General features: G+C 26.9%; 12 protein-coding genes. 10 read left to right on the top strand and 2 right to left on the bottom strand.

Annotated features, from left to right (window positions below; genetic code table 11):
• The 10 genes from OYV_RS00055 to OYV_RS00015 all read left to right on the top strand — a co-directional run.
• A partial coding sequence (locus tag OYV_RS00055; RefSeq protein ID WP_042067514.1) for a metal ABC transporter solute-binding protein, Zn/Mn family occupies positions 1-626 on the top strand: 626 nt, incomplete at its 5' end.
• Between the two features lie 30 nt (positions 627-656).
• Positions 657-1,421 (top strand): metal ABC transporter ATP-binding protein, encoded by a 765-nt coding sequence (locus OYV_RS00050; RefSeq protein ID WP_011160468.1) that lies wholly within the window; start codon positions 657-659, stop codon positions 1,419-1,421.
• A 100-nt stretch (positions 1,422-1,521) separates the two neighbouring features.
• Entirely contained in the window at positions 1,522-2,586 is a 1,065-nt protein-coding gene (locus OYV_RS00045; RefSeq protein ID WP_042067512.1) for a metal ABC transporter permease, read from the top strand.
• Positions 2,586-3,680, top strand: a complete 1,095-nt coding sequence (locus OYV_RS00040) for a metal ABC transporter permease (RefSeq protein WP_041624920.1) — start codon at positions 2,586-2,588, stop codon at positions 3,678-3,680. Before OYV_RS00045 ends, OYV_RS00040 begins: the two co-directional genes overlap by 1 nt.
• A gap of 426 nt (positions 3,681-4,106) precedes the next feature.
• On the top strand, positions 4,107-5,291 hold the full coding sequence (locus tag OYV_RS00035) for a hypothetical protein (RefSeq protein WP_081931899.1): 1,185 nt from the start codon (positions 4,107-4,109) through the stop codon (positions 5,289-5,291).
• 136 nt (positions 5,292-5,427) lie between these two features.
• Positions 5,428-6,927 (top strand): ABC transporter ATP-binding protein, encoded by a 1,500-nt coding sequence (locus OYV_RS00030; RefSeq protein WP_011160471.1) that lies wholly within the window; start codon positions 5,428-5,430, stop codon positions 6,925-6,927.
• A 411-nt stretch (positions 6,928-7,338) separates the two neighbouring features.
• Positions 7,339-8,166, top strand: coding sequence for a MetQ/NlpA family ABC transporter substrate-binding protein (locus OYV_RS00025; protein WP_011160472.1), 828 nt, complete (start codon positions 7,339-7,341; stop codon positions 8,164-8,166).
• A gap of 123 nt (positions 8,167-8,289) precedes the next feature.
• Positions 8,290-8,721: a hypothetical protein gene (locus tag OYV_RS05180; RefSeq protein WP_011160473.1), complete on the top strand. Its 432-nt coding sequence runs from the start codon at positions 8,290-8,292 to the stop codon at positions 8,719-8,721.
• Positions 8,690-9,157, top strand: a complete 468-nt coding sequence (locus OYV_RS05175; RefSeq protein WP_236620229.1) for a hypothetical protein — start codon at positions 8,690-8,692, stop codon at positions 9,155-9,157. Before OYV_RS05180 ends, OYV_RS05175 begins: the two co-directional genes overlap by 32 nt.
• A 47-nt stretch (positions 9,158-9,204) precedes the next feature.
• On the top strand, positions 9,205-9,624 hold the full coding sequence (locus OYV_RS00015; RefSeq protein WP_236620228.1) for an iron-sulfur cluster assembly scaffold protein: 420 nt from the start codon (positions 9,205-9,207) through the stop codon (positions 9,622-9,624).
• Positions 9,625-9,779: 155 nt separating this feature from the next.
• On the opposite strand, the gene OYV_RS00010 is transcribed toward OYV_RS00015, so the two are convergent.
• Complete coding sequence (locus tag OYV_RS00010) at positions 9,780-10,745, bottom strand: HD domain-containing protein (protein ID WP_236620227.1); 966 nt, start codon at positions 10,743-10,745, stop codon at positions 9,780-9,782.
• A 178-nt stretch (positions 10,746-10,923) separates the two neighbouring features.
• On the bottom strand, positions 10,924-12,130 hold a 1,207-nt coding region (locus OYV_RS00005), incomplete at its 5' end, for a CCA tRNA nucleotidyltransferase (protein WP_042067506.1).

Raw genomic sequence — 12,130 nt, 5'->3', positions numbered from 1 at the left:
GGTTTGATATAGATCTTTGGATTAAAGTTTTAAAACAATTAAAATACAAATTAAAAACAGTATTGAAAAAAGACCTACGTTTTAGCCAAAGGGATATTGCTAATTTAAAAAATAATTGCGACACATATGCACGAAAATTAAAATTATTAGATACATATGTAGGCAAGAAATTTAACGAATTAAAAGGACAATTTTCTTCTCAAGGCAAAACATTTATTTTAGTTACTGCCCATGATGCTTTTTCTTATTTAGCTAGAAAATATGATTTTGAATTAAGTCCAATTCAAGGAATTTCTACCCAAACAGAAGCCAGTATCAGCGATATTGAAGAATTAGCTAATAAATTGGTTGAAAACCAAGTAAAAGCTATTTTTGTAGAAAGTGCTTTTCCAGAAGGAACGCTTGATTCTCTTAAAGAATCTGTAAAAATTAAAGGTCATAATATTAAAAAAAGTGATGAAGAATTATACGCTGATGCTTTGGGTTCAGAAAGTGAAGAGCCAATAGAATTTGAAGCCGACAAAGATAAAGACGGGAATTACAAACCAACAAAATACAAACATTCCACCTATATTGGAGCTTTATTACACAACATTCATACAATAGAAAAAGAATTAAAACAATAACAACAATAACAAAGAAATAAGGAGATTATAATGAAAAAAGAAATAGCCATTAAAATTAGAGATCTAACTGTAGCTTATCATCTAAAACCAGTTTTGTGGGATATTGATTTAAATATTTATCAAAGCTCTTTGACAGCTATTTTGGGTCCTAATGGTGCTGGAAAATCTACTTTAATTAAAACTATTTTAGAATTGATTCCCAAAGTTTCTGGAGAAGTTTTATTTTATAATCAAAAATATGGACAAGTAAGAAAAAAAATTTCCTACGTGCCACAAAGAAATTCAGTTGATTGGGATTTTCCAACTACTGTGTTTGATGTTGTTTTGATGGGCCGCTACGGACATTTAGGATGGTTTAAAAAACCAACTGCTAAAGATAAAGAAATAGTAATGCAATCTTTGGAAAAAACAGGAATGCAAGACCTTAAGGACCGTCAAATATCTGAACTTTCAGGCGGACAACAACAAAGAATTTTTTTAGCTCGCGCCTTAGCTCAACAAGGAGATATTTATTTTATGGACGAGCCTTTTCAAGGAGTTGATATCCAAACAGAAAAAAAAATTATCCAAGTTTTAAAAGATTTGCAAAAAGAAAATAAAACCATTATTGTAGTGCACCATGATTTAGAAACAGTGACTCAATATTTTGATCATGTAGTTTTGGTAAACGTACAAAAAATTGCAAGTGGTACTACGGATGAAGTTTTTAACCAAACTAATTTAACTAAAACTTTTCAAAATAAACAATTAAAAAAAGATATCCATAATTTGCAAACCCCCAAAACAACTAAATAAAAAGAACCAAAATAAATAATCAAATTAAATATAAATGATTAAAATAAATAATCATATAATAAAAAGAATAAAATAACCAATAAATAAGAAAGGATGAAATATGTTTGCTTTAGAATTTAATTATACTGTTGTTAAAGTGCTTTTAGCAGCTAGTTTTTTAGGATTTACATCAGGTATTTTAGGTGTTTTTATTATCCTTAAAAAACAAGCCTTAATTGGAGATGCTCTTTCTCATACCGCTTTGCCAGGAATTGCCTTAGTTTATCTTTTTGCTCGTAGTACAGATATTTGGGTTTTGTGGCTGGGTGCTATTTTTGCCTCGTTTGTTACTTTGCTTTTGATTGAACTTATTAAAAAATATTCCAAAATTAAATCAGATACAGTCTTATCTTTAGTGCTTGCTTCTTTTTTTGGTCTTGGCAACGTTTTGATTGCCATTGCTCAAAATACTGGTGAGGATAACAAAATAGCTACTTTGGAAAAATTTATCTTAGGGCAAATTGCTTTAGTAACTGAACTAGATATGATTTCCACTGGCATTATGGCTTTAATTACTTTAGTTGTTGTAGTTGGCTTGTGGAAAGAATTAAAAATTTATATTTTTGATGATAAGTTTGCCCAAAGTATAGGATTTAACACTAAAATTATGACTTTTATTCTTAATTTCTTATTAATTGGAGTAGTGGTTATTAGTTTAAAAATTATTGGTATTATTTTGACAAGTGCCTTTTTAATTATGCCAGGAGTAATTGCTCGTCAATTTAGTGATAGATTTGTTACTAATGTTATTGTTGCTTCCATTGTTACTTTCTTTTCTAGTTTAATTGGAGTTTTTATAAGCAATAGTGTACAAGATATGCCAACAGGACCAATTATTATTGTTATTACTACTTTATTTATTGCTTTGTCCTTGCTATTTTCTCCTAAATATGGAGTTATTAGTAGATATGTGCAAAAAATTAAATATCAAAAAAAGATTAAAAAATTTCGTCAACTTATTCATCTTTATTGCGAACAAGAAGAAACTCATACTTTGAGTTTGCCAATAATTCAAATAGAAAGTTTTTTATGGAAGGAAAAATATTTAATGTTACAAAATCAAAAAGCCCAATTAACACCTAAAGGAATTAAATTAGTTGAAAATTTAATTGATGGTATTGTTTAATGATAAGTTTTATAAATAATGTTGTTGGTGGCTTTGAACTAGATGTTTTTTTAGTTATTTTATTTTGTTCTTTGACTTTGGCTAGTTTAGGAGTTTTTTTAGTATTGAAAAAGTCTTCTATGGTAGTTGATGCTATGAGTCATAGTGTTTTATTAGGAATAGTTGTAGCTTTTTTAGTAGTTAAAAATCTTAATTCCCCTCTTTTAATTATGGGGGCTGCTTTAGTAGGTGTGCTTACAGCTTATGTGGTAGAACTTTTAGGCAAACATTCTAAAGTTACCAAAGATGCTTCTATTGGGATTGTGTTTACTTTTTTCTTTTCGGTAGCAATTATTTTGATAAGTCTTTATACAAGACACGAACATTTAGATACTGATGCTGTTTTTTTAGGCAATATTGAACTTACCCACATTAAACAACTCAAAAAAATTATTCCTCTTTTATGTCTTAATTTTTTGTTTGTGCTTTTCTTTTATAAAGAATTAAAAATCTATATTTTCGACCCTACTCTTGCTGTAATCCTCGGCTTTTCCACTACTTTAATTAATTATTTATTGATGTTTTTAGTTTCTATGACAGCTGTTATTTCTTTTGATGTAGTTGGTTCTATTATGGTAATTTCTTGTATGATTGGACCTGCTGCTACATCTCTTTTAGTTACTAAGAATCTATATAATAGCTTTTTGCTTTCTTTATGGCTTGCATTTGTGAATTCTAGTTTTGGTTATTATTTGGCAATTGGACTTAATTTACCAGTATCAGGATTAATTGCTTTTATGAATTTAGTGAACTTTTTGCTCTTTTTCTTCTTAGCCCCTAAAACTGGAATTGTTGCCAAAATGATTAAAAATAATTTGCAAAAAAAAGAATTTATGATTATTTCTTTACTAATGCATCTCAAAAATCATCAAGATCAATTACAAAAAAACCATTTTCAAGAGATTTATAAAGATCTAAAATGGTCTTTATCTCGTTATAATAAATGTCTTAATAATGCTTTAAAAAAAGGCTATATTCAAATAAAGCAAAATCAAGTAATACTAAATGATTCAGGAAACTATATTTTAGAAGAAAAAATTGCTCTTTGGATATAAAAACCTACACCCAACAAACAAATTCAATAAAGTGGGTTTTATCATATTTATAATGAATTTTATCATATTGAAAGAATTTTAAAACACTTAAATAAAAAAAATCAACCCTTTGCTAAGGTATTTTTTAGCTTACCAACATCACAAATTTGCTTTTGTTTTATAAAATTAAGTTATAATAAATAAGGTAGCATTTATAAGTATATAGAAATTAGGAACAACACTTTCCTGTTTTATATCAACACTTTATTATCACCAAAAACATCATGAATTATTTTTAACTTTGCACCGCAAAACCATAATTATCAAAAAAATTAATTTATTTGTTTAACTTAGAAAAAACTAAAATAAATTATAATGACAATAAAATATCTTATTATAACATTTAATGTAATACTTAAATGTCCTATAAAACTAAGGAGTAAAACGATGAAATTTATAGGTAAAAAAATATTATGTTTAGCATTAATATTAAATTTAGTTAATTTTTTTATTTTTATAGTTTTTAATGTTTGTAGTTTTAGTTTTTTTAAGAAGAAAAATCCTTATTTTAATAATAATGTTGTTTATGCACAGAAAGAAGAAAGTGCAAATAAGGGGAATAATAAAGATCAAAATGATGCAAAAGATAATCAATTAAATGAACCAAAAGAAGAAAATCAAGAACAACAAAAAGAAGCGTGTGGTTCTTGGTTGTGGAATAAAGTCAAAGAAGTTGGAACAGCTATTTATAATACATTGCCAGGAACCAAAGACCCTGAAAATATTGACGCACAATTATTAAACCAAATACAAGAAGAAATAACTGTCATTGAAGAAACAAAAGAACAAATTAAAGAATTAACCCAACAAGACGAAACATTAAAAAATATGTTAGAATATGATGAAGCATATAAAAAAGCGGAACAACAATATAAAGAAGTAGCAAACAATTTAAAAGAAAATAAGTTTCAAGAAGCTTCCAATTTATTAAAACCTTCTCCAACTTGGTGGCAATCTTTTATAAGTTTTTTTCCTTTTGTGGATAATCAAACTCCTCAACTCTTAAAAGAATCTTATAAAACTACGTTGGATAATTTACAAAAAGTTCAACAAGTAAAAGAAGATTTGAATAAATTACAAAATATAAATGATGTACAAGAATATAAAATTATTTGGGCATCTATTAAAGATAAAATTAATAATTTTTGGCCTTCTGCTAATGCTGATGTCACTCCTACACCTTCTGATTTAAATTCACAAGAAGAAATACCTGCTATTAAAAATTTTCTAAATAATCATAAATTTGCAACTAAATTGCTTGGTTGGTGTTTAGGAGAAAAAAGTAATGATGTTAAAACAATAGCTTCTAATTTAACAAACAGATTAGCTCAATATATAGCCAATAAAGCTGAGGAAAAACTTCAAAATAAAGTAGAACAAGCTAAAAAAGATGTTCCTCAAAAAGCTACAGATGCAGTTAAAGGCCACATATTTCAAGTTATTACCGCTGCTGTTGCTTTTACTGCTTTAGTTATTACATTTCTTTACTGGTTTATAATTAAAAAAATTAAAAAAAATCAAATTAAAAAACCACAAATAAGTAAAAAAGTTACCTTAAATAAAAAAAAATAAACTTTTTTATTCTTAAATAATAAATAAGCAAAAACAATAATTTATTTTACATCATTTTCTATTATTATTTCTTAAATATTACATTATTAGTGTTTTTATTTCAATTTCACACGAAATAAAAAGGAGATTAATTTTTATGTTAAAAATTAACCATTTATTTAAAAAATTTCAAAATACAGAAGTCCTTGAAAATGTTTCTTTTCAATTTCCTCAAAAAGGATTAGTTTTTATTATTGGTAAATCAGGTTCTGGTAAGTCTACTTTATTGAATCTCATAGGAGGGCTTGACAAACCCACTAAGGGAAATATTACAGTTTTAGGACGAAACATTAATGAATTTGCTTCATTCGAACTAGATGCTTATCGCAATTATTTTTTAGGATTTGTTTTCCAAGAATATAATTTATTAGATAATTTAACAGTTTTTGAAAATATTCAAATGGCTTGTGCACTACAATCAAAACAAGTAGATAATTGGAAAATGCAACAAATATTAAAACAAGTAGAATTGGATGGTCTAGAAACTCGCTATCCTAATCAACTTTCAGGAGGACAAAAACAAAGAGTAAGTATTGCTCGTGCTTTAATTAAAAATCCTAAAATGATTTTGGCAGACGAACCTACTGGTAATTTAGATGAAAAAACAGGACAAAAAATCTTTGAATGTTTAAAACAAATATCAAAAGATACCTTAGTTGTTATAGTTTCTCATGATACCCAAAGTGCTTATAAATATGCAGACCGCATTATTGAATTTGCTGATGGTCAAATTGCAAAAGACCTTACTCAAAAAGCAACTAAAGCTTCCACTGATAAACCCCAAATATTACAAAATAAAACTTATACCCAAGAAGAAGTTGCTAATTTATTAAAACAAAAAAATAATGCTATGGAACTAGATTTTGCACCCACTTTGGCAAATGAAAATTATAGTTCTCAACATCAAGCAATGCATTTGCCTTTAGTACAAACTCATATTTCCAAACAAACAGCTCTTTTAGTAACTCAAAATATTTTAAAAAATAATAAGAAATTAGCTTTTAAAATCATTTCTACATCTAGTAATGTTGCTTTATTCTTAACTCTTTCTTTTTTAATATTTTTCAATATGTTTCTTTGGCTTTGTAATTTAGGTTATGTCACACCAGAAAGCCAATCAAAAAACAAGACATTTTGGTTGTTATTAACACCTTTATTATTTCACATATATTTTTTAGGTATATCTTTTTATCAAATGATTATTCATATGAGAAATATTATCACCTTAAAAAACAAAGATATTGGCATTCTAAAATCTTTAGGGGTTTCTGATCGAGATATTCACAAAATATTTCATCATTTAAATATAAAAATAGTTATTATTCAATTTTTGGGAATTCCTTTATTCTTTTTGATATTTGTTTTATTCATGGTAATATCAGCTTCTTTGCAAGGCAAATTAAAGTATTTGACCACCCTTTACTCATCTTTAAAAGAATTTGTGCCTCTTTATTTATTTTTGGTAAATATAGTTTTATTTTTTGCTTTAGCTTTTTTTTATCCTTTTTTCTTAAATCATGTTTCAATCAAAAAACAATTAAAAAAAGTCTTAAAACAAAATCCTTTAACTATTATTTTAACTGTTCCCAAAGCATAATTTTTTGAACCATTTCATTTATTAAGCATTAAGACAATCAAATTTGAATATAATATTTAAGATCAACTTTAAGTTGGTCTTTTTTATTTTTATCGACTAAATTGCTATCATTTCATGCATTCACCAAGTTATTTATATATAATAATTTTTTCAAGCAATCAAACACCAACCAAAATTAATTACCAACTAAAAATTACTAAAAATATTATTTTATTTGACTACTTTTATTGTATAATTTAGTTAGATAATGCCAATTTTATTTACTGCAATCTATCTATTTTAATTTATGAAAAATTTAAATTAATTGTTTTGCAACACTTTAACCATTACTAAAAATATTATGAATTTATTTTTTATTTATACTACCCATTAAAATATTTCTAATATCTTCGTTGCATTCAAATCCTTAAATTGCAATCAGTTGTAAATACCCTCAATAAAGCTCGTGATTTAGTCAAAAAAGACGGTATTGACCTCCAAGTTACTAAGGTAAATTATTATACAGAAGGAACAGATTTAATTTCTTCTGGCAAAGCTGATGGTCTAATATATTTTAATATTCACGTTCTTAATTATCACAACGAAATTTTAAAAACTAACAATAAAGAAATGTTTGAATATGTTCAAGCCTTTTATTATTCTAAATATGGCCTTTATATTAATAAAAATCGCAATCCTGTTTTGAAAGACTTAGAAGATGTTAAAAAACATTCTAATTTAAAAGTTCTTTTAGCTGTGGCTTTTTCTTATATTGGTCCTTGCGATACTCCTCGTTCTTTGGTTTTGTTAAATAAATTAGGTTTAATTAAAATTGATCCTAAAGTATTACAAGAAAAAAAGTTTGGCATTTCTTTTGAAGACCTGCAAAATCATTACAATTTAGAATTTATTAAGGCTTCTCAGATTCCTGATAAATTTGCCCAAAATCCTCAAAAATACGATCTTATGGCGAACTGGCCTGCTTTTATGAATCCTTATCCTTATTTTGTCCGCATTGGAGCTACCATTGAAGGAAACGAAGAACCAACAGATGATTTTATTGCCTCTTATGATATTGGACTTTCTTGTTTGAAAAGTCATAAAGATAGCGAACAGATAAAAACTCTTAAAGCCATTTTAAATAATCCTCAAGTAAAAGAATTTCATTTACAAGAAGGTGGCGCCCAACAAGATTATTTTATGGTTAAAGCCCCAGAAAAAACTACTAAACATATCAAAGAATTATGGCTACAACATTAAAATTTAAAATAGATAGTAAAAATATTTTAGTTTATTAATATTGCCATTTTTTCAATTCTACAAACAATACCATCCCCAAATTAAAAACAACATTATAAAGCAAAAACAAAAAAGGAATTAACAATGGAACAAATAATTAAAATTGCAAGCCCTTTTCAAAGAGTACTTGATGCTCTTGTTGAAATTAAAGATGATTTTTTACAATACAACGCTAAATTAGAGATTTTAAGTGAACAAGAAGTTCAAGCCCAATATCAATTGTCAGGTAATGACGCCTTAAAACAAGGTTTGATTGATGCTAATATTGGTAATAATTTTCATACTATGCAAGGATATAATCAAATTTATAAAACCAAAGAAGGAACTTTGCCTTTAACAATGGTAAGCCCCTTATTTCATCCTAAATATGGATTATACGTCCACAAAGCAAATACTTTAGGACTCAAAACTTTGGAAGATGTTAAAAAACACAAACATTTACGTTTTTTGTACGCCCCTTTTAATGAATTGCACATAGCTCCTTGTGATTTTGCTCAAAAAAATAGGAATCGTTGAAGTAAGAGAACAGACCATCCAAGAAAAAGGTTTTAATCTATCCTTAAAGGATGTAAAAAACATTTATGATTTTGAATTTATTAAAACTTCGCATCTTTTAGAAATTCCTCAAAAATTTCAAGATACTCAAAAATATGATCTTACAATTAATTGTCCTGGTATGATGAGAGATAGTAATTTTGTAAGAGTCGGTTCTATTGGTTTAGGCAAAGAAGAAAATATTGAACCTCAAGAAGATGTTTTTTTATCTTATGCTGTTATTTTAGCTGCTAAAACAGGAACCGAGACACCTCCCAAAGTTACAATCATTAAACAAGTTTTAAATGACACTCATTATAGAAAAGTACAATTTTTACATGGTGGCACAACTCAGGATTATATTATGGTAAAAGATCAGAATGAGTTAAGAGAACAAATTCAACAAAAATGGTTATAATCAAATTATTCACATATTTTGTATTATAAGTGCCAGAAAGAAATAAAATGTTTGATTCTAAAAAACACGAAATAATTATGAAACATTATCACAATCCACAAAATCAAACCGATGTTCGACTTCCAGGCTATATTCCGTTTGAAAAGCAAACTTCTTATTGTGGTGATAAAGTTATTATTCAATTAAAGTGTGATAACAATAAAATTATAGATATTAAATATGAAGCTAATGTTTGTTCTATTTGTGTTGCTTCTGCCAGTGTTATGTCAGTTTATTTGCAACATTTAACCAAAACACAAGCCTTAAATAAAATTAATCATTTTATGGCTATGGTACAAAATCAAACTTATGACAGCACTTTGTTTAATTCTGATCTAAAATCATTTGATATAGTTTATCAATTGCCAGGTAAAATTAATTGTGTTTTGTTGCCTTGGCAAATTTTGCAAGAATTCTTACTTGGATAATTTATTACAAAACTTTTAATATTGCATATTATAACAAAAATAAAATAGATAATAAATAATGATTATTACAACAAAAAAGACCGTTTAAAAACGGTCTTTTTTTATTATGAAATGCATTTTCAAACTCAATATTTTTTGTAATTAAGAAAACAAAATTATTCATCATCATTATTTTGATCTAAATCTAATGATTTATAAAACCCTTTTCTTTCTAAAACAGGGATGGGTTCTGTAAATGTTTGGGTGGTGGTTTTTTGTAAAAATTCTTGTAAAGATGTTAATTTGCAATCAATATTATCTAAATACCAAAGTAAAAGAGCTTCTCCTATTTGTGGTCTTTTGGCAGCTCCATGTTCTAAAAGTCCATGATGAGAAATTAACATATGTTTTAATAATAATACTTCTTCTTTATCTTGAAAACCCAATAATTGGGCTTCTTTTTCTACTTCACAAGCACTTATGACTAAATGACCTAATAGCAAACCTTTGGGAGTATAGTTTTTTTGTTCTAAATCTAGTTCTTTAATTTTTTCCATGTCATGTAAAATAGTACCTGCAAATAGTAAATCATTATTGAGAAAAGGATAAATTTTTAAAAGAGATTCTGCCATTTTTAACATAGTTAAAGTATGATAACCAAGTCCGCCATAATAATTATGATGAATTTTTAACGCTGCTTTGGAAATTAAAAATTTATTTTTGTTTTTGCAATATAAATTGTAAGTAATTTGTTTTAAGACTTTGTTTTTTATTTTATGTAAATAGTTTTCTAATTCGTCTTTTACTATTGCAAAAGAAATAGGAGCACATTCATAAAAGGCTAAATAAGTTTCATACAAAGTTTGCATATCTAATACATTATAAGCTAAATTGTATGTTTGATTCATCAAAATAAGTTCTTCATTTTTGAGAAGACAAATAGTTTTAAAATGATATATTTGTTCTTGGATAGGTGGTTTGGTTTGAGGTTCTAATTTGATGTTGATTTCGCTTTTGTCTTGTAATTGCAAGGTGATATTATAAAAATGAAGTCCTTGATTGATGCTTGTTACTTTGCCTGTAAAAAAGTTGATTTGTCCTTTTTGATATTTGGGTAAGTTGTTGGTTTGGTTTTTTTTCATGCGTTTTTTTCCTATTGGTCTAGATTGGGATTGATAAAAATATGTTGATGGAAGTGTTTGTAAATGGAAATAGTAAGTTTGCATTATTACATTTATAAACAAAAATAAATTGATGTTTATAATTTTGTTATTACATAATTTAGTTCATTTTATTTTTATTCATTATTTTATTTATTTATTATTTATCTAGGATTTGATTTTGGCTAAGTACAAAATTAATTAATTGTTCTTTAATGTTGGGTATTTCTCTATTAAGTACTTTGGTAATTAGTTGTTTTTGTGTATGTTTAATCCATGTTCCTTTGGGTTTGTGGGGCAATTGTTTTAAGACTTCTTGCCAACTAAAATTAAGTTCAGTAATTGTTTTTATTGGTAAATATTGATAAATATATTGTATTTTGGCTGCTGCATAAGGTTCTTTTTGCAAAAGATAATTAATTTGATTAGCTAGGAGACAATTTTTTAATCCATGTTTAAATAAATTAAAAGTAATATTTTCCCAAAGATATAAACTTAAAGAGGCAATGTTTTGGTAGCTTTTTTTCTTTTGTTTGGTAAAAGGAAAAGATGCAAGGATTTGGTTGTTGAGTAAAAGCGACATTGACCAAAAAATTCTTCTTTTTAATTTGTGGTGTGCTTGAATGTATTTAAGTTTAGTTTCATGTAGGTAAGCTAAACAAAGAATGCTTTGGTTTAGTTGGGGTAAAAATAGATGGGTTTTAGTTTCTATCATAGTTTTAAAAGTTTGGTGCCAGTTTTTGTGAGTGATGATTTTTTCGATGTTTTCATAGATTCTTTGAGAAGAAATTTTAGCTAATAAATGGTTTTTGCGGATGATAGCTTTTTGGGTAGTTTTTTCTATGCAAAATCCTAGTTTAGATTGAAAATAAAAAGCTCTTAAAATTCTTAAAGGGTCTTCTTGGAATCTAATAAAAGGGTCTTTGATGGTGCGGATCAAACCTTGCTTTAAATCTTTTTTTCCTTGTTTTTCAGGTGTGAAATCAAATATTTTACCAGTTTCATCCATTAAAAGAGTGTTAATAGTAAAATCACGTCTTAAAAGGTCTTGATGGATGTTTTTGGTGAAAAAAATTTCACTAGGGTGGCGATAGTCTTTGTAAGTGCCTTCTTTTCTGTAAGTAGTAATTTCGAAAAGATAATTTTCAAAAGTTATTTTAAAGCTACCATAATTAATTTTTATTTGGGTTGTTTTTTCTGGGCATAAAAGGAGTTTTATTTGTTGGGGGGCGGCGTTAGTAGTGATGTCGATGTCTTCGTTAGCATTTATTTGGAGTAAATAATCTCTGACAGTGCCACCCACAATAAAGGCTTCGAATCCGTTTGTTTTTAAGATAGTAATTATTTTTTGAGCTGTTTTTAGTTGA

The sequence above is a fragment of the 'Chrysanthemum coronarium' phytoplasma genome (genome assembly GCF_000744065.1).
Taxonomy (GTDB): Bacteria; Bacillota_I; Bacilli_A; order Acholeplasmatales; family Acholeplasmataceae; genus Phytoplasma; species Phytoplasma asteris.
Note: the sequence above shows the minus strand (reverse complement) of the source record. Positions and strands in the feature narration are given on the sequence as shown.

Coding starts and splice junctions, on each gene's coding strand:
- OYV_RS00050 (WP_011160468.1), top strand. CDS start 657: ATGAAAAAAGAAATAGCCATTAAAATTAGAGATCTAACTGTAGCTTAT.
- OYV_RS00045 (WP_042067512.1), top strand. CDS start 1,522: ATGTTTGCTTTAGAATTTAATTATACTGTTGTTAAAGTGCTTTTAGCA.
- OYV_RS00040 (WP_041624920.1), top strand. CDS start 2,586: ATGATAAGTTTTATAAATAATGTTGTTGGTGGCTTTGAACTAGATGTT.
- OYV_RS00035 (WP_081931899.1), top strand. CDS start 4,107: ATGAAATTTATAGGTAAAAAAATATTATGTTTAGCATTAATATTAAAT.
- OYV_RS00030 (WP_011160471.1), top strand. CDS start 5,428: ATGTTAAAAATTAACCATTTATTTAAAAAATTTCAAAATACAGAAGTC.
- OYV_RS05180 (WP_011160473.1), top strand. CDS start 8,290: ATGGAACAAATAATTAAAATTGCAAGCCCTTTTCAAAGAGTACTTGAT.
- OYV_RS00015 (WP_236620228.1), top strand. CDS start 9,205: ATGTTTGATTCTAAAAAACACGAAATAATTATGAAACATTATCACAAT.
- OYV_RS00010 (WP_236620227.1), bottom strand. CDS start 10,745: ATGAAAAAAAACCAAACCAACAACTTACCCAAATATCAAAAAGGACAA.